Raw genomic sequence first — 16,973 nt, 5'->3', positions numbered from 1 at the left:
TTCGCGGTCGGCGATATCTCCAGCCCATAACAACTGCTTATCGCTGGAATTGTGCTCACTCTCGGCACGTGGGTCGCCGGACTCCTAAGCTGGAAGCATGGGCAATCACAGAAGCGGGGCGCACCGCGTATGAAGGGATCGGCAATCAGAATCCGCGGGGGCGCATCGCAGATTCGACGGGAAGCCGTCGACGTGCCGGACCCGGGCCCCGGCGAAGTCCGCGTGCGTGTCATGGCCTGCGGGATGTGCGGTAACGATATTCAGACTATTGACGGCGCCGACCCCGACTCCGTGCTCACGCCGGGGCATGAAATTGCGGGCGTTGTCGATGCGATCGGACCCGGCGTTCAAGGGTGGCGACCGGGCGGCCGGGTAGGCGTGGGCTGGTTCGGCGGAAGCTGCGGAGAGTGCGATTTTTGCCGAAGCGGGGACGTCGTGCACTGCGCACAGCGCCGTACTCCCGGTATTTCTTATCCGGGCGGATGGGCCGACATGGTCATCGTGCCGGCCGCCGCGCTGTTTTCCATCCCCGACGAGCTGAGCTTCACGCAGGCGGCCCCCATGGGATGCGCCGGAGTGACAACTTTCAACGCCGTGCGCTGGGCACACCTGCCTGTCGGACGGCGCGTCGCCGTGCTTGGGGTGGGCGGCCTTGGGCACTTGGCCGTACAGTTCGCGGCCAAAATGGGGTACGAGGTCATCGCGATGGCACGCGGAGCGGACCGTGAAGGCGATGTCTTGTCGCTGGGCGCGCACCACTTCATCGACACCGGCACCGAAGATCCGGGCGAGGCCTTGCGTGCTGCCGGAGGAGCAGATCTGATTCTCAATACCGCACCGAGTGCTGCCGTCGGGGAAAGCCTGCTGGCGGGGCTGCGCGTGTATGGCCAAATCACCTTTATCGGGTCGGACCCGTCAGCCGTCAGTATTCCGGTGAGCAAATTGATGGGGATGGGAGTGAAAATCACCGGCCAGCTCACCGGGTCTCCGCGCGACATCGAAGAGGCTATGCGTTTCGCTCTTGTCACCGGCATACGTCCCGTGACTCGGGTGTACGCCTTGGACGACGCGGCCGACGCGATTGCTCGGCTACGCGAAGGGACTGTGCGATACCGGAACGTGCTCACCGATGAACCTGCGCTCGCCGGCTGATGGCGCAGGCGCCCGCTTGAGCGCAGTAATAAGCTGTTGTTATGGCGGATCGAATGAACCTGGAAGCGTTCCGGTATGTCCGGGAGGTAGCGGAATGCGGGTCATTCAGCGCTGCTGCCCGCGCGTATGGAGTGACCCAGCCGGCGCTGTCGAACGGTGTTGCCAAGCTGGAAGAGTATCTGGGTAACGAGCTCTTTGCTCGGTCGCCGCGCGGCGTTACGCTCACGGACTTCGGCGAGGCCATCTTGCCCCGCATCGAAAGTGCGCTGGACGCCGTCGACGGCATCACGATCGAGATGAACCGATGGCGTCCGTCAGCCGACGATGTTTTGCGGGTGGGAGTTTCCCCTCTGATCAATTCGGCGCTGGTCGGCCGCGCGTATGAAGCGGCAAAGGCGGCCGAATCCGGCGGCTGGTCAAAACAGCTCGTGCTTCGGGAGGCCGATTTAGCCTACCTGCGAAGTGCGCTCGTCAGCGGCGAGATCGACGTGATGGTTGTCCCCTCGGTCGAGCCGCTGGGCCGATTCGAGCACCGTGTGGTGGATTCGGAAAGGATGGTGTACATCGAACCGACCGCGCCGCGGTCGGACGACGACGCAACTATCCCGCTTCCGGAAATCACCGGCCACGAAATGATCCTCGTGCCCGATACCTGCGGGCTGACGAAGTTCACCCGCGACTTGTTCGCGGACAATGGGCTGCCCCTGCACGAGTATTCCGGTGCGGCTTCCGGCTACCGGGTATTGGAGGACTGGGCCCAGCTGGGACTTGGGGCGGCCCTGCTGCCGGAATCGAAGCTTTCCTCTCCGGAATCTCCGCATCGGTATATGACCGACGACGAGGGATTGACGGTGGAGATCTTTTACGAAGCCGTTTGGAACCCGACCGCGACCACCGCGCCCCAAGTCCGCGAACTCGTCGAACAAATGGCAGCGGTGTAGTCGGGCTTGGTATCGAAAATGCATTCGTGACCGCGTGCACGCTATAACCAACGGGTATATCCCTATGCCCATCGCGGACCTACCGTACGGGAAGACGCCTGCCTAGAGTCGGAAAACAACCAGCGCTCGCGCATGGGACCCGGCGACTCAGCCGGCGCTGCCACCCGACCAGTAGTACGACAAACGAAAGGCGGCCAGACATGGCATTCCTCCAGATCACCTTGCAGGTAGAAGACAAGAACCGAGAGGCGGCTGCGGCCGTGTATCAGAAATACCGCGACCCGTTCCTCGAGAACATCGCGGGAGCGACGAGCAAGGACCTCCTGATTCGCGCAGAGGACGTGCAAGTACTGCACGGATTCGACACCTGCGACAATGCTCAGGCGTACCTGTCCAGCGAGCTTTTCACCAACGACGTCGTACGCGAGCTCTTGCCCTTGCTCCAGGCCGATCCGGAGATCCGAATCTACGACGTCGCCTGATCGGTGGCGGTTCCCGGCGCGCCGCCGCCGGGAACAAAACGCCCCTCCCATGAGTTGAGTCATACAGACGCAAGTTTGATCAGCCGGATTTTGACAATCTGGCGAACTGGTGCAGACTTGAGTGCAGGAAGCTCAATCGAACCCCTCAGGGAGGAATCACATGGGACGTGCAGTAGGAATTGACCTGGGAACCACCAACTCGGTGGTATCGGTCCTCGAAGGCGGCGAACCCGTCGTCATCGCCAACGCGGAAGGAAGTCGGACCACCCCGTCCGTCGTCGCTTTCGCCAAGTCCGGCGAATCGCTCGTCGGCGAAATCGCCAAACGTCAGGCGGTCACCAACGTCGATCGCACGATCGCCAGCGTCAAGCGCCACATGGGCACCGACTGGTCGGTCGAGGTCGATGACAAGAAGTTCACGGCGCAGGAAATTTCCGCACGTATTCTGCAAAAGCTGAAGACGGACGCCGAATCGTACCTCGGCGAGGACGTGACCGACGCGGTCGTCACGGTTCCGGCCTACTTCAATGACGCCGAGCGCCAGTCCACCAAGGAAGCCGGCGAAATCGCCGGCCTCAACGTGCTGCGCATCATCAACGAGCCCACCGCCGCAGCTTTGGCTTACGGCTTGGAAAAGGGCAAGGAAGACGAACTCATCCTGGTCTTCGACCTCGGCGGCGGCACGTTCGACGTCTCGCTGCTGGAAGTCGGCAAGGATGAGGACGAGTTCTCGACAATTCAGGTCCGCGCCACCTCCGGCGACAACAGGCTGGGCGGCGACGACTGGGATCAGCGCATCGTCGACTGGTTGGTCGAGCGCGCCAAGGGATCGGGTGTCGACTTGTCCAAGGACAAGCGCGCCATGCAGCGTCTGAAGGAAGCCGCCGAGCAGGCCAAGAAGGAACTGTCGTCGGCGACGTCCACGAACATTTCGCTGCAGTACCTCTCCGTGACGGAAGACGGCCCCGTCCATTTGGACGAGTCGCTGTCCCGCGCGAAGTTCCAGGACATGACGTCGGATCTGCTGGACCGGACCAAGAAGCCGTTCCACGCCGTCATGAGCGACGCCGGCGTCAAGGTGTCCGATATCGATCACGTCATTCTGGTCGGCGGCTCGACGCGTATGCCCGCCGTCAGCGAGGTCGTCACCGAACTCACCGGTGGCAAGGAGCCCAACAAGGGCGTCAACCCGGATGAGGTCGTCGCCGTCGGCGCTGCCGTGCAGGCCGGCGTTCTCAAGGGCGACCGCAAGGACGTGCTGCTCATCGACGTCACCCCGCTTTCCCTCGGTCTGGAGACCAAGGGCGGCGTGATGACCAAGCTCATCGAGCGCAACACGGCTATCCCGACCAAGCGCAGCGAAACGTTCACGACGGCCGATGACAATCAGCCGTCCGTGTCGATCCAGGTGTTCCAGGGTGAGCGCGAATTCACCCGCGATAACAAGCCGCTGGGCACATTTGAGCTGACCGGCATCGCCCCGGCTCCGCGCGGAGTGCCGCAGGTCGAGGTGACCTTCGATATCGACGCCAACGGCATCGTGCACGTGTCCGCTAAGGACAAGGGCACCGGCACCGAGCAGTCGATGACCATCACCGGCGGATCCGCTCTGCCGAAGGAGGACATCGACCGGATGGTCCGCGAAGCCGAAGAGCACGCCGAAGAAGACAAGCAGCGCCGCGAAGAGGCCGAAACTCGCAACAACGCCGAACAGCTTGCCTACTCCACGGACAAGATGCTCAAGGACAACGGCGACAAGCTGCCGGACGACATCAAGACCGACGTTCAGGCCGACGTCGACGCTTTGAAGAAGGCGCTGGAAGGCGATGACCAGGACGCGGTGAAGTCGGCTTTCGACAAGCTCACCGCCAGCCAGCAGAAGATCGGCGAAGCGGTGTATGCCGCGCAGCAGAGCGCGGCGGGCGCCGAAGGTGCCGACGGCACCGCCGGTGACGGCGCATCGGAGAGCTCTTCCAACGCGGATGAAGACGTCGTCGATGCCGAGGTTGTCGATGAGGACGAGGAGAAGAAGTAATGACGAGCGATCCGAACGCCAATTCGGGCGAGAATAACCCGGAGCGGGAGTTCGACGGCGAGGAGCCGGTCGTTCGCGACAAGCGCCGTATCAATCCGGAAACCGGCGAGCTGCGGGAGCCCGCAGCCGCCGGGCCGGAGCCCGCGGCGGACGCCGGGCTAGACGTGCCTGACGACATCTCGTCGTTGGATGATACTCCGGCTCCGGCCGAAGGCACCGAAATCGAGGACGAGAACGCCAAGCTCGCCGCGGACCGGCTTGATGACCTTCAGCGTTTGCAGGCCGAATTCGTCAACTACAAGAAGCGGGTTGACCGCGACCGGCCGCTGGCACAGGAAGCGGGCGTGACAAGCGTGGCGAACGTGCTCATGCCGGTACTCGACGAAGTCGAACTGGCTCGCCAGCACGGCGACTTGACCGGGCCGTTCGAAGCGCATGCCACGAAGCTGTACGCTGCGTTGGAAAAAGTGGGTATTACCCAATTCGGCGCCAAGGGTGAGGAATTCGATCCCACGGTGCACGAAGCGCTGATGCAGCACACGGACGCCGAGGTCGAAACCGACACCGTCGACCAGGTGCTCCAGCCCGGTTACAAGGTCGGCGAGCGAGTACTGCGAGCCGCCCGGGTATCCGTGGCGCAACCCGAATGACGGGCGGCCGGTCGCGGCGCCGTTTCAACACGCACGCCGTGACCGGCCGACTTGTCACTCTCAGGGCACACAATTGAATGAGAGACCAACTGAATACGAAGATTGAAGGAAGGAGGCGCCCATGAATACCGGACCGCAGAACAGCTGGTTCGACAAGGATTTCTACGCCGTCCTCGGCGTCTCCAAGGACGCGTCTGCCGACGAGATCAAAAAGACGTACCGCAAGCTTGCCCGCAAGTATCATCCGGACAACAACCCGGGCGATACGAAGGCCGAAGACAAATTCAAGGAGATCGGCGAAGCGTACGCCGTCCTGTCGGATAAGGAACAGCGCGAACAATACGATTCGGTGCGCGCCATGGCCGGCGGCACCCGGTTCTCGGCCGGCGCCGGCGGCCCCTCGCAAGGCGGCGGCGGTGCCGGGTTCGAAGACCTCTTCGGCGGACTGTTCAACGGCGGACACACCCGGACGCGCACAACCGGTACGGGAGACGTGCCGCCCGACCTGGCCGATCTGCTCAACAATATGGGCGGTGCCGGCGGCATGGGCGGCTATGGCGGGTATTCGCCCGGCCCCGCTAAGGGGCGCGACATCACGGCAAAGACCACGCTCTCCTTCACGGAAGCCGTCGAAGGCACCACCGTGAAGCTCACCGGCCCGAACGGTTTCAAGGTGTCGATGCGCACGCCGATCGGCGTCAAGAACGGTCAAAAGATCCGCTTGCGCGGCAAGGGGCAGAAATCGCCCAGCGGCGGCGAGCCGGGCGACCTCGTCGTGACGGTCACCGTCGACGAGCACCCCGTCTTCGAGCGCGACGGCAACAATCTGCGCATCACCGTTCCCGTCACCTTTGACGAAGCCGCACTCGGCGCCGAGATCAAGGTGCCGACGCTTGCCGGCATGCCGGTGCGAGTCAAAGTACCGGCGGGCACGCCGTCCGGACGGGTGCTTCGCGTCAAGGGGCGCGGGGTGAAAACGAAAGCCCGCACGGGCGACCTGCTCGTGCTGATCGAGGTGGTTGTGCCGAAACGGCTGGGCGACAAGGCTCGCCAAGCGGTTGAGGACTTCGCCGCCGCCACTGCGTCCGATGAAGATCCGCGCGGCGAATTGTTGGCGAGGGCGAAAGCGAGCTGATCATGCGTCCGAACGAGAATGCCGCGGTCTACGTCATTTCGGTGGCCGCCGAACTGGCTGGAATGCATCCGCAAACATTGCGGCAGTACGACAGGCTCGGCCTCGTCACGCCCGATCGAACGGCCGGCCGCGGACGCCGGTACTCGGCCCGCGATATCGTCCGGCTCCAAGAAGTCCAGCGACTCAGCCAAGAAGACGGCGTCAACCTGGCCGGCATCAAGCGCATCATGGCGTTGGAGCACCAGGTCGAGGTTCTGCAGGCCAAGGCGCGCGAACTCGCCGAGGAGCTCGAACGGGTCAAGATTGCCCGTGACGCCGGACGGCGGGTGTTTGCCGCCGGCGAGTCGGCCGGCGATATCGTGTCGCTGGCCAGGGGCGAACGCCCCTCGCCGCGCAGCAGTGCTCTGGTGCTGTGGCAACCGGCATGGCCGCGTCGCCGCTGATGTGATCTGTTTCACTCATTAAGGTTAGCCTGCCCTTATTGCGATATCCTCTGAAGCGGGTCGGCACGGTGTCGGCTCGGTAGGAGGGAAAAGCCTTGTCGATGAACCGCAACTCCGTCCGCCCCGCCGCCGCGGCCCGAATCGTGGCCCGTCACGCGGTGACCCGGCGCGGCGCACTGGCCCTGGCGGCGTCCGCGATCGGCGGAGCAACGCTGGCCGGCTGCGGGCAATCGTCAAAACACGGCAAGAACAGCGGCGCATCGACGTCGTCGTCCGGCGCGTTCCCGCTCACCATGAGCGATGACCGCGGCACCGTGACCATCAAGAAAGAGCCGAAGCGGATCGCGGCGCTCGGATACGGCGACCAGGACACGCTCGTGGCGCTCGGCATCTACCCGGTGATGGCCAACCAATGGGTGCCGGCATGGAAGCACGGCCTCGGCGTCTGGGCCGAGAAGAAGGTGCCGAAGGACAAACTTCCGGCCCCGATGAATATGGCCGAGCCATCCTTCGAAGGCATCTTGAAGACCGCTCCGGATCTGATCACGGCCGCCAATGTCGAGCTGTCGGATTCGCAATATTCGCGGCTGTCCAAGATCGCGACGGTCGTCGGCAACCCCAAGGGGATGAAAGCGTACGCGATCCCGTGGGAAGTACAGGCCACTCAAGTCGGTACCGCCGTCGGCAAGAAGGCCGAAACCAAAAAGCTGATCGGCACCGTCAAAGACGATCTGGCCGACCTCGTGGACAAATATCCGGCGCTGAAAGGGAAAGAAGGCATCGTCATGGTGTTGGATAACGGCCAATACGGCGTTTACGCCAGCACCGATACTCGCGGCAAACTGCTCAGTGCGATGGGCATCGGCACCCCGAAGCGGATCGATGCCTTGATGCACGGAAAATTCTACGCAAGCATCAGCAAGGAACAGGTCGCCAAGCTGGACACCGACGTGCTGATCGTGTTGAACAAGAAATCCGAAGTCGCCTCGGACCCGGGGTTCTCCGACCTCCCGGTCGTGCGGCGCGGCTCGGTCGTCTATGTGGGTAACGAGAACGACGCCCTTGCCTTTTCGGCATCGACGCTGCTGAGCATTCCGTACGTGTCCGGCCGGCTGGTTCCGCGCATCGCCGCTGCTGCCGCCAAGGTCTGACGTCGCGGCGGGCTGCCCGGCTGCGCAGCTCCGCCGCGCAGCCGGGCTTTACGAGTTCTTTGCCAGATAGTCGCCCATCGAGTCGTTGCTGAGTGCCTTGCCCAGTTTGTTCATGCCCGGCTCGTCCAGCTTGACTATCGAGGCGGCGCCGGCCCGGCCGGTGCCGAGATTCGGTGCAGTGATGAACGTGATGTCGCTTGAGCGGATACCGCGCATGCTCCATCCGAGCTTTGCCATCTGCACGGTCGTGAAGTCGCGATCGACGGTGAGGTAGGGTGCCACGGTCGACACGAGATCTTCGGTCTTCGACAGGCTCGAAAGGGTGTCCCTGCTCAATGTCTTGTCCAAGAGAGCTTTCAGGAACGACTGCTGATCGCGCATGCGCTGGAAATCGCCGTCGCGGAACGCGTGACGCTCGCGGACGAAGACCAGCGCTTCCTTGCCGTCCAGCTTTTGCGGCCCCTTCGTGAAACTGACTCCGCGCGACGTGAACGTCTTCGGCACGTCGACAGTGACACCGCCGAGGGCATCGGTCATCTTGGCAAATCCCTTGAAATCGATCATGGCAACGTGATCGAGCCGCACGTGCGTGAGTTCCTCGACAGTCTTGGCAGCCAGCGGCAGGCCGCCGAATGCGAGGGCGGCGTTGATCTTTTGATGCCCGTGGCCGTCGACCGGGACCCAGAGGTCGCGGGGGAAGGAGATGGCGTAGGCGTTCTCGTGATCGGCGTCGATGTGCACGAGCATCATCACGTCCGAACGCTGCCCGGTGACCGACGATCCCTTGGGGCGCTTGTCCGACCCGAGGAAGAGGATGTTCTCGGTACCCTTTTTCGTCTCCGGCGGCCGGCTGGAGTCGTCCGGCAGCACGTCGGGTACGTACGTCGTGCCGTCCGCGATCGATCGATGCAACTTCCAGGCCGGAAGCCCGACTGCAATCAAGGCCGCCACGACGACAATGGCGACACAGACGATCAGAGTCCAGGTGGTGCGGCGGCGCCGACGTTTGTGGCGTTCGCGGCGGTCTGCTGCCCGCTGGTCGCCGCTTGGGGAATTATCGATACTCACTGCTCAAAAATACTGTGAAAACCGGAGAAGACGAAATAGGAGACCCAAAGCTGCGTCGATCGTCTCCCGGATACGGCCCCGTGCGCAGCTGGACCGGAGCGGGAGTCGACAATTCTCTCACCGACACTATGATTTGAGCGGAATAGACTCAATTTAATTGCAGTTATACGTAGCAGGTAGTAAAGTCGGTCTCTAGGAGGAGAGAACTTTTGGACACTAAATTTACAACGAAGGCCGGGGAAGTGCTGTCTGCCGCCATGCAGAAGGCTTCGTCGGCCGGCCACGCGCAGGTGGGACCCGAGGTCCTCGCGCTGGCTTTGCTTCAGCAGACCGACGGCGTGGCCGACGCTCTGCTCACGGCGTCCGGCGTCGATGTCGAAGCGGCAACCGGACGGGTCAAAGGGCTGGTATCGGCGCTTCCGGCGGCAAGTGGATCTTCCGTGGCGGCCCCGCAAATGTCGCGCCAAGGGCTTGCGGTCATTGAAGCCGCCGGCGAGGAAGCAAGCGCGCTGGGGGACCAGTACGTCTCGACCGAACACTTGCTGCTCGGGCTGGTGGGGAACACCGGCGACGTCGGCGACGCTCTTCGCGGCCTGGGGGCGAACCGCGACGTCCTGCTCGAAGCGCTTCCCTCGGTGCGCGGCAATGCCAAGGTGACGACTCCCGATCCCGAGGGCACCTACAACGCGCTCGAGAAGTACGGTGTCGATCTGACCGCGCAGGCATCGAGCGGGGATCTCGACCCGGTGATCGGCCGCGACTCGGAGATTCGACGCGTCGTGCAGGTGTTGTCCCGCCGCACCAAGAACAATCCGGTGCTGATCGGCGACCCCGGGGTGGGCAAGACGGCAGTCGTTGAAGGGCTCGCGTTGCGCATTGTTGCCGGCGACGTGCCCGAATCGCTGCGCGGCAAACGCCTGATCAGTCTCGACCTGGCAAGTATGGTTGCCGGTGCCAAATACCGCGGCGAGTTCGAAGAGCGGCTCAAGGCTGTCCTCGAAGAGATCAAATCGTCGGACGGCGAAGTCGTCACCTTCATTGACGAATTGCATACCGTGGTCGGCGCCGGCGCGTCGGAAGGCTCGATGGACGCCGGCAATATGCTCAAGCCGATGCTGGCGCGCGGTGAGTTGCGGCTGGTTGGCGCGACGACCCTCGACGAGTATCGCGAACGCATTGAGAAGGATCCGGCGCTCGAGCGGCGATTCCAGCAGGTCTTCGTGGGCGAACCGAGCGTCGAAGACACGATCGGTATTTTGCGCGGGCTCAAGGAACGGTACGAGGCCCATCACAAGGTAGCGATCTCGGACGCCGCGCTCGTTGCCGCAGCGACACTGTCCGACAGGTATATTTCCGCCCGCAAGCTGCCGGACAAGGCAATCGACTTGGTTGACGAATCGGCATCTCGCCTGCGCATGGAGATCGACTCCGCACCGGTCGAGATCGATCAACTCCGCCGTAGCGTTGACCGGCTCAAAATGGAACAGCTTGCCTTGAGTCAGGAAACCGATGCCGGGAGCCGGGACCGGTTGGCCAATCTCGAGGCCGACCTGGCCGATCGCCAAGAACAGCTCGCCGCGCTCAACGCGCGGTGGGAGAGCGAACGGGCGGGCCTCAACAGGGTCGGCGACTTGAAGAAACAGCTGGACGACGTCCGCAGCCAAGCGGACAAAGCCGAGCGCGAGGGCGACCTCGAAACGGCGTCCCGCCTGTTGTACGGCGAGATCCCGACAATCGAACGCGAGCTCAAGGCCGCCGAAAAGAACGAGACCGAGGCGGAGCCCGTGCAGACGATGGTCGCCGATCAGGTCGGTCCCGACGACATCGCCGAAGTGGTGGCTTCGTGGACAGGGATCCCGGCCGGGCGTCTGCTCGAAGGGGAGACCGAGAAACTGCTGAACGCCGAGACGGTGTTGGGCAAGCGCCTGATCGGCCAGACCAAGGCCGTCGCGTCGGTGGCCGACGCGATTCGGCGCTCGCGGGCAGGGATCAACGACCCCGACCGGCCGACCGGGAGCTTCATGTTCCTCGGACCGACGGGTGTCGGCAAGACCGAACTCGCCAAATCGCTTGCGGACTTCCTGTTCGACGACGAGCGCGCCATGGTGCGGATCGACATGAGCGAATACAGCGAAAAGCACTCGGTGTCGCGGCTCGTCGGCGCCCCTCCCGGGTATGTCGGCTACGAAGAGGGCGGACAGCTGACCGAGTCGGTGAGGCGGCGTCCCTACTCGGTCGTACTGCTCGACGAGGTCGAAAAGGCCCACCCGGAAATATTCGACATCTTGCTGCAGGTGCTCGACGACGGCCGGCTGACAGACGGGCAGGGCCGCACCGTCGACTTCCGCAACGTGATCTTGATCCTGACGTCCAATTTGGGCTCGCAGTTCCTGATCGACTCCGCGTTGGACGACAAGGCCAAGAACGACTCGGTCATGAAGTTGGTGAATGCGTCGTTCAAGCCGGAGTTCTTGAACCGGCTCGACGACATCGTGATCTTCGATGCTCTCAGCGTCGAGGAGCTCGGCGCCATCGTCGACCTGCAAGTGGCGCGGCTGGCGGACCGGCTCGCCGAACGCCGGCTCAGCCTCGAGGTCACTCCGGCCGCCGACGAATGGCTGGCGCTTGAAGGCTACGATCCTGCCTACGGGGCCAGGCCGTTGCGCCGACTCGTGCAACGCGAGATCGGCGACAAGCTGGCCCGTTCGTTGCTTTCCGGCGAGATCAAGGACGGCGACACGGTGCTCGTCGACCGGCCGGAAGACGAGGACGCTCCGGGGCTTACGGTCAAGCGCAAGTAGCCGCCTGCTCCTCCGCATCGAGTGGCGGCGAATGGCTCGGCCCCAGTGCCGAGTGGCGGCGAATGGCTCCGAAATCGACGATTTCGGAGCCATTCGCCGCCACTCGGCGGGGACGGATAGCGATTCCGGGTCAGTCGCGCCAGGCGCCGCGTTCGTATTGGCGCGGCCAACCGGCGTCCGCGCTCGCAATCCCCAAATCGTGGGCGGCCCGCAGCGGCCACGCCGGCTCCCGCAGCGCGGCCCTGGCCAGCAGGACGACGTCCGCCTCGCCGTTGTCGAGCACTTTTTCGGCCTGGCGGGGCTCGGTGATCAGCCCGACCGCGCCGGTGGGTATCGCGTCGTGCACTGCGGCCGACAGCGGAACCTGATACCCCGGGCCGACCGGGATCGACGCTTTGACATTGCCCCCGCTCGAGACGTCGACAAGATCGACGCCCACGGTCTTCAGCCGGCGGCCCAGCTCGGTGCTTTCTTCGATCGTCCAGCCGCCCTCGTGCCAATCGGTGCCCGAAATGCGCACCAACAACGGCTTGTGATCGGGCCAAGCGGCGCGGACGGCGCTCGCGGTCTCCACCACGAGCCGGATCCGGCCCTCGAAATCGCCGCCGTACTCGTCGTTCCGCTCGTTCGACAACGGGGACAAGAACTGGTGCAGTAGGTAGCCGTGCGCCGCATGCAATTCCACCACGTCGAAACCAGCCGCATCGGCACGCTGCGCAGCGTCCACAAAAGCCTGGATCGTGTCGGCGATCTCGGCGGGGCTCATGGCGGCGGGCTCTTTGAATCCATCGAATGGAACCGACGACGGCGCGAGCGTCTGCCAGCCGCCGTCCGAAATCGGCACGCTCCCGGTCCGGGCGTCCCATGGCCGATATGTCGAAGCCTTGCGGCCGGCATGGGCGAGCTGGATGCCGATCGGAGTGCCGTGCTCGTGGGCGAAATCGGTGATGCGCTTCCACGCGTCGGCCTGCTCGTCGTTCCAGATTCCGGCGTCCTGCGGTGAAATGCGCCCCTCGGGGACGACTGCGGCCGCTTCGGTGAGGACAAGCCCGAATCCTCCGGTTACGCGAGCTCCGAGATGGACGAGATGCCAATCATTGGGCAGGCCGTCGATGGACGAATACTGGCACATCGGGGCCAGCCATATCCGGTTGGGAAAGGTGATGCCGCGCAAACGGTAGGGTTCGAACAACGTGCTCAATGGGTCTCCTGACAAATGCTGGGAAACCGGCCGGGACGCCCAGGTGGGCGTCTCCGCCCGGCCGTGCACCGCCTCCGTTCGGCGGTGCACTAGGGCAACGTGTGCAAACCGCCCATTGATTCCGCGGCCTTCGGGCAAGCGGCAATCTGCCGTCGTCGCGGCCGGAGCTACTGCGTCAAGAGTTTGGTGCCGGTGAAGTGTTTGCCGTCCTTGCGCATCACGAGGCAGTAAATGTGATGATCGCCGTCGGTTTCCCATTTGGTGCGGTCGGGGGCAAGCCAGGAGATCCGGTACTTGCTTGTCACAGTGCCCGAGTCGACGGCGCCCTTGACATGCTTGGGGCAGATGCGCTCGGCGGCTGCTTTGAGTGCCGCCTTATCCGGGTACGAACTGTCCGGCAATTCTTCTTCGTAATAAATCTGCGCCAAGTGCGCTGCAGAGCAATCGACCTCGATGACGTTTGTCGAATTTCCGACAATGCAGGAGCCCGTTCCGTAGTCGTCGGACTCGGCGCCGTCGGTCGAGTCGGACGGTGACGGGCTTTCGGACGGCGAGGGGTTTTCGGACGGCGACCGGCTGGGGTGACCGGCGGCCGGCGGGTCGTCATGGCCGTCATCCATGGACACGACGTCGTGTGACATGCCGCTGTTCTTGCTCAACGCGTTCAAGCCGATGAATGCGCCCACGACCAGAATCACCAGCAGAAAGGCGCCTCCGCTGAGCATCCACACCCAACCCTTGCTTTTTTTCGGACGACGGCCGTTGCCGTACGGAGGACCGGGAGGGCCCGGGCCCCATCCGCCGTTCTGCGGATAGTGCTGTCCGGGGTACTGCGGATACTGCCGGGGGTACTGGTTGCTCGGGCCCGGGGTATTCGGCCACGGTGCGCCCGGCCCCGGGGGCGGAGGCCCCTGCGGAGGCGGGCCCTGCGGAGGCCCTTGAGGGGGAGGGCCCTGGGGAGGAGTGCTCATGCTCAACGAGCATACCTGTCATCACGGGTCGGGGAAATTCGTTCGAACCCGTCCGTATCGCTGTCGCGCCCGATTCCGGCGCCGTCAGCCGATGTCGACGATGACGGGCGCGTGGTCCGAGGCGCCCTTGCCCTTGCGCTCGTTCCGGTCGATCGAGGCGTCCGAGACTCGCCCGGCCAGCTTGTCCGACGCCAAGACGAAGTCGATGCGCATCCCCTGTTTCTTGGGAAACCGCAGCTGCTGATAGTCCCAGAACGTGTACGTGCCGGGCCCCGGAGTGAACGGACGAACGACGTCGGTCAGGCCCGCGTCCAGCAGCGCACGGAAGGCCTTCCGCTCGGGCTCGGACACATGCGTCTTGCCCTCGAACTCGGCCATATCCCACACGTCGTCGTCCTCCGGGGCGACATTGAAGTCGCCGCAGAGCGCCAGTTGCAGATTCTCGGCGGCTTCGAGTTGACCGCGCACGTCGGCCCGAAGGGCGTCGAGCCAACGAAGCTTGTAGTCGTAGTGCGGATGATCCAGCTCCCGGCCGTTCGGCACGTACAGCGAGTACACGCGGACGCCGTCGCAGGTCGCCGAGATTGCGCGTGCCTCCACCGAGTCGTCGTCGCCGAATCCGGGGACGTCGGCAAAGCCCAGCACGACGTCGTCGAGGCCCACGCGAGACGCAATGGCCACGCCGTTCCATTGATTCAGCCCATGGAACGCGACTTCATAGCCGCGAGAGGAGAACACCTCCTCGGGAAACTGGGAATCCTTGCACTTGAGCTCTTGGATGGCCAGTACGTCGGCGTCCGACCGGTCGAGCCAGGCACCGATCCGTTCGGCACGGGCTCGGACCGAGTTCACATTCCATGTGGCAATTCGCACCCTGCCAGGGTACCCGTATCCGGGTGGCCCATGGCCACCGACGCGGCCGTTCGGCGGACTAGCATGAGCACCATGACTCGTGCATTGATCACCGGCGGCACCTCGGGCATCGGCCTGGCGTTCGCCAAGGCGCTGGCCTCCGACGGATACGACCTCGTGCTTGTCGCACGAACCCCTACGACATTGGCCGAGATCAAATCCGAGTTGGAACGCGAATACGGAATCACGGCCGAGACCCTTGCTGCCGACTTGTCGAAACGGCCCGACCTGGACGCCGTCGCCGAACGCGCATCGCGCGGGGACCTCGATGCGATAGTCAACAATGCCGGGTACGGCCTTCGCGGCACGTTCTTGGACAACGACCTCGCGGCCTGGGAAGCGCAGGACGACGTGCTCACCCGTGCGGTGATGGTGCTCTCGCACGCGGCCGGCCGGGCCATGCGCGATCGCGGGAGCGGCATGATCATCAACGTGTCGTCGGTCGCCGGTTACACGACGATGGGTGTGTACGCGGCCGCCAAGTCCTGGACGACGGTATTCAGCGAGGCGCTGGCAACCGAACTCGCCGGAACCGGTGTGCACGTGACGGCCGTGCTGCCCGGATTCGTCCATTCCGAATTCCACCGGCGCGCCGGACTGAACATGTCCTGGCTGCCCGCGGCCGGCTGGTTGACCGCCGAACACGTTGCCGGGCGGGGCCTGTCCGACGCTCGGGCCGGCAAAACGTTGAGCATTCCGGGAGCCGTCTATCAAGTCGCGGCGAGGGTGGCCAGGATTGCTCCCCGGCCGCTGATTCGCGGTATCTCCGGCGGGTTCGCGAGCCGCCGCATTAAGTCCAATTGATGTACGAACTATTGTCAGGGAACTCACAGCGGAAACTGGGTTTAACTTTGAACTTATCGAGGTTAGATTGGTGGTGTTCACCTGGTGGGGATCGGGTGAACAATCGGACGTGTGGGGATGCGTCCGGGTACTCGAGGGGAGTGCAGCAAAAGCCCCGGGCAGAGCGATTACGCCGCCCGGGGCTTTTGTCTGCCCGGTGACCGCGCGGCTCCGTCCGTGGGTGCTCGCCTCGTTCCGTGTGCACTCGCCGCCTACCCGGCGTGCACCCGATCCGCCGTCTCGACAAGCGCATCCAGTGCGGCCGCGATACCCGGCTGAGAACGGCTTCCGGCCCGCACGCCGGTAAGAATGCGGCGCGACGGCGCCGGGTCGCCGAGCAGGCGGATTCGCTCGACCCGGTATCCGTGCGGCAATCGTGCCAGCCGAGGAACCAACGCGACTCCGAGACCGGCCGATACGAGGGCTGCGCCGGTATCCCACTCCGACGACTCGTGCGCCACGGCAGGGGTGAATCCGGCTGCCGAACACGCGGCAAGCACGAGGCCGCGATACGGCCGCCCCGGTCTGTCGACGATCCACGGCTCGCTTGCCGCTTCGCTCAGCCGTACCCGCTGGCGACCGGCCAGCGGATGGTCGGCCGGCACGAGTAGGTCGAGCGGGTCGTCAAAGAGAAGCCGCTGGTCAAATCGCCGGTCGCCGGACTGCGGTAGCGAACTCGTCGCCACGACAACTGCGACATCCGCATCGTCGGTGAGCAGCAAGTCGAAACATTCCTCCGGGTCGGCTTCGATGATGTGCACATCCAAGCGGGCGAATCGCTGTCGTACCGCGACGACGACGGACGGCAGCAAGGCGGCAGCCGCCGTGGAGAAGCCGCACAGCGTGAGAGTGCCGACGCCGGCGTCCGGAAGACTCTCGGACAATTCGGCGCGAATCTCTTCCCAGCGGGCAAATAATTCGTCGGCGTGGGCAAGAAGTACCCGGGCAGCCGGCGTCAGCCGGATATTCCGTCCGTGCGGCACCGTCAGCGGTGCGCCGACGTCCTCGGCTAGTCCGCGCAGCTGGTGCGTGACCGCCGATGGCGTGTAATTCAACGCCCGGGCGGCTGCTGTGACAGTGCCCATTTCGGCGACCACGCGCAACACCTGAAGACGGTGGTCGATCATGTAATAATTTTAATCGGTTTGCTGAGATTTTCTTCGCTATTATTCAGTGATCTTTCGCGCG

15 protein-coding genes are annotated in these 16,973 nt (G+C 64.1%); 10 read left to right on the top strand and 5 right to left on the bottom strand.

Going from position 1 to position 16,973, the window contains the following annotated elements:
- Positions 1–129 precede the first annotated feature (129 nt).
- The 8 genes from BJY26_RS02510 (at position 130) to BJY26_RS02475 (ending at position 7,989) form a co-directional block, all read left to right on the top strand.
- Positions 130–1,152, top strand: a complete 1,023-nt coding sequence (locus tag BJY26_RS02510; protein ID WP_179425383.1) for an alcohol dehydrogenase catalytic domain-containing protein — start codon at positions 130–132, stop codon at positions 1,150–1,152.
- Positions 1,153–1,193: 41 nt separating this feature from the next.
- On the top strand, positions 1,194–2,093 hold the full coding sequence (locus tag BJY26_RS02505; protein WP_179425381.1) for a LysR family transcriptional regulator: 900 nt from the start codon (positions 1,194–1,196) through the stop codon (positions 2,091–2,093).
- A gap of 200 nt (positions 2,094–2,293) precedes the next feature.
- Positions 2,294–2,575: a hypothetical protein gene (locus tag BJY26_RS02500; protein ID WP_179425379.1), complete on the top strand. Its 282-nt coding sequence runs from the start codon at positions 2,294–2,296 to the stop codon at positions 2,573–2,575.
- Between the two features lie 160 nt (positions 2,576–2,735).
- Entirely contained in the window at positions 2,736–4,610 is a 1,875-nt protein-coding gene (gene dnaK, locus BJY26_RS02495) for a molecular chaperone DnaK (RefSeq protein ID WP_179425377.1), read from the top strand.
- The gene (locus BJY26_RS02490) at positions 4,610–5,260 is read left to right on the top strand and encodes a nucleotide exchange factor GrpE (RefSeq protein WP_179425375.1); all 651 of its coding nucleotides are present in this window, start codon (positions 4,610–4,612) and stop codon (positions 5,258–5,260) included. The genes dnaK and BJY26_RS02490 overlap by 1 nt, the downstream gene beginning before the upstream one ends.
- A 121-nt stretch (positions 5,261–5,381) precedes the next feature.
- Positions 5,382–6,395, top strand: a complete 1,014-nt coding sequence (locus BJY26_RS02485) for a DnaJ C-terminal domain-containing protein (RefSeq protein WP_179425373.1) — start codon at positions 5,382–5,384, stop codon at positions 6,393–6,395.
- A 2-nt stretch (positions 6,396–6,397) separates the two neighbouring features.
- Positions 6,398–6,838 (top strand): heat shock protein transcriptional repressor HspR, encoded by a 441-nt coding sequence (locus tag BJY26_RS02480; protein ID WP_179425371.1) that lies wholly within the window; start codon positions 6,398–6,400, stop codon positions 6,836–6,838.
- Positions 6,839–6,939: 101 nt separating this feature from the next.
- Complete coding sequence (locus BJY26_RS02475; RefSeq protein ID WP_179425369.1) at positions 6,940–7,989, top strand: ABC transporter substrate-binding protein; 1,050 nt, start codon at positions 6,940–6,942, stop codon at positions 7,987–7,989.
- A 48-nt stretch (positions 7,990–8,037) separates the two neighbouring features.
- Here the strand turns inward: BJY26_RS02475 and BJY26_RS02470 are convergent, their stop codons facing one another.
- A complete protein-coding gene (locus BJY26_RS02470; RefSeq protein WP_179425367.1) occupies positions 8,038–9,057 on the bottom strand; it encodes an LCP family protein in 1,020 nt (339 codons plus the stop codon).
- A 209-nt stretch (positions 9,058–9,266) separates the two neighbouring features.
- On the opposite strand from BJY26_RS02470, the gene clpB reads away from it, so the two are divergent.
- Entirely contained in the window at positions 9,267–11,858 is a 2,592-nt protein-coding gene (gene clpB, locus BJY26_RS02465) for an ATP-dependent chaperone ClpB (RefSeq protein ID WP_179425365.1), read from the top strand.
- Positions 11,859–11,988: 130 nt separating this feature from the next.
- Here the strand turns inward: clpB and BJY26_RS02460 are convergent, their stop codons facing one another.
- The 3 genes from BJY26_RS02460 to BJY26_RS02450 all read right to left on the bottom strand — a co-directional run bounded on the left by BJY26_RS02460 (position 11,989) and on the right by BJY26_RS02450 (position 14,903).
- Entirely contained in the window at positions 11,989–13,059 is a 1,071-nt protein-coding gene (locus tag BJY26_RS02460) for an NADH:flavin oxidoreductase/NADH oxidase (protein ID WP_218852219.1), read from the bottom strand.
- A 167-nt stretch (positions 13,060–13,226) separates the two neighbouring features.
- A complete protein-coding gene (locus BJY26_RS02455) occupies positions 13,227–13,784 on the bottom strand; it encodes a septum formation family protein (RefSeq protein WP_179425361.1) in 558 nt (185 codons plus the stop codon).
- Positions 13,785–14,114: 330 nt separating this feature from the next.
- Entirely contained in the window at positions 14,115–14,903 is a 789-nt protein-coding gene (locus BJY26_RS02450) for an exodeoxyribonuclease III (RefSeq protein WP_179425359.1), read from the bottom strand.
- A gap of 72 nt (positions 14,904–14,975) precedes the next feature.
- Between BJY26_RS02450 and BJY26_RS02445 the strand changes: the two genes are divergently transcribed.
- On the top strand, positions 14,976–15,746 hold the full coding sequence (locus BJY26_RS02445; protein ID WP_179425357.1) for an SDR family NAD(P)-dependent oxidoreductase: 771 nt from the start codon (positions 14,976–14,978) through the stop codon (positions 15,744–15,746).
- A gap of 251 nt (positions 15,747–15,997) precedes the next feature.
- Here the strand turns inward: BJY26_RS02445 and BJY26_RS02440 are convergent, their stop codons facing one another.
- Positions 15,998–16,912 (bottom strand): LysR family transcriptional regulator, encoded by a 915-nt coding sequence (locus BJY26_RS02440; protein ID WP_179425355.1) that lies wholly within the window; start codon positions 16,910–16,912, stop codon positions 15,998–16,000.
- Positions 16,913–16,973: the final 61 nt, after the last annotated feature.

Origin of the sequence: Spelaeicoccus albus, assembly GCF_013409065.1 — a bacterium.
Taxonomy (GTDB): domain Bacteria; phylum Actinomycetota; class Actinomycetes; order Actinomycetales; family Brevibacteriaceae; genus Spelaeicoccus; species Spelaeicoccus albus.
Note: the sequence above shows the minus strand (reverse complement) of the source record. Positions and strands in the feature narration are given on the sequence as shown.

Coding starts and splice junctions, on each gene's coding strand:
- BJY26_RS02475 (WP_179425369.1), top strand. CDS start 6,940: ATGAACCGCAACTCCGTCCGCCCCGCCGCCGCGGCCCGAATCGTGGCC.
- dnaK (WP_179425377.1), top strand. CDS start 2,736: ATGGGACGTGCAGTAGGAATTGACCTGGGAACCACCAACTCGGTGGTA.
- BJY26_RS02505 (WP_179425381.1), top strand. CDS start 1,194: ATGGCGGATCGAATGAACCTGGAAGCGTTCCGGTATGTCCGGGAGGTA.
- BJY26_RS02480 (WP_179425371.1), top strand. CDS start 6,398: ATGCGTCCGAACGAGAATGCCGCGGTCTACGTCATTTCGGTGGCCGCC.
- BJY26_RS02440 (WP_179425355.1), bottom strand. CDS start 16,912: ATGATCGACCACCGTCTTCAGGTGTTGCGCGTGGTCGCCGAAATGGGC.
- BJY26_RS02455 (WP_179425361.1), bottom strand. CDS start 13,784: ATGCTCAGCGGAGGCGCCTTTCTGCTGGTGATTCTGGTCGTGGGCGCA.
- BJY26_RS02490 (WP_179425375.1), top strand. CDS start 4,610: ATGACGAGCGATCCGAACGCCAATTCGGGCGAGAATAACCCGGAGCGG.
- BJY26_RS02485 (WP_179425373.1), top strand. CDS start 5,382: ATGAATACCGGACCGCAGAACAGCTGGTTCGACAAGGATTTCTACGCC.
- BJY26_RS02510 (WP_179425383.1), top strand. CDS start 130: ATGAAGGGATCGGCAATCAGAATCCGCGGGGGCGCATCGCAGATTCGA.
- BJY26_RS02500 (WP_179425379.1), top strand. CDS start 2,294: ATGGCATTCCTCCAGATCACCTTGCAGGTAGAAGACAAGAACCGAGAG.
- BJY26_RS02445 (WP_179425357.1), top strand. CDS start 14,976: ATGACTCGTGCATTGATCACCGGCGGCACCTCGGGCATCGGCCTGGCG.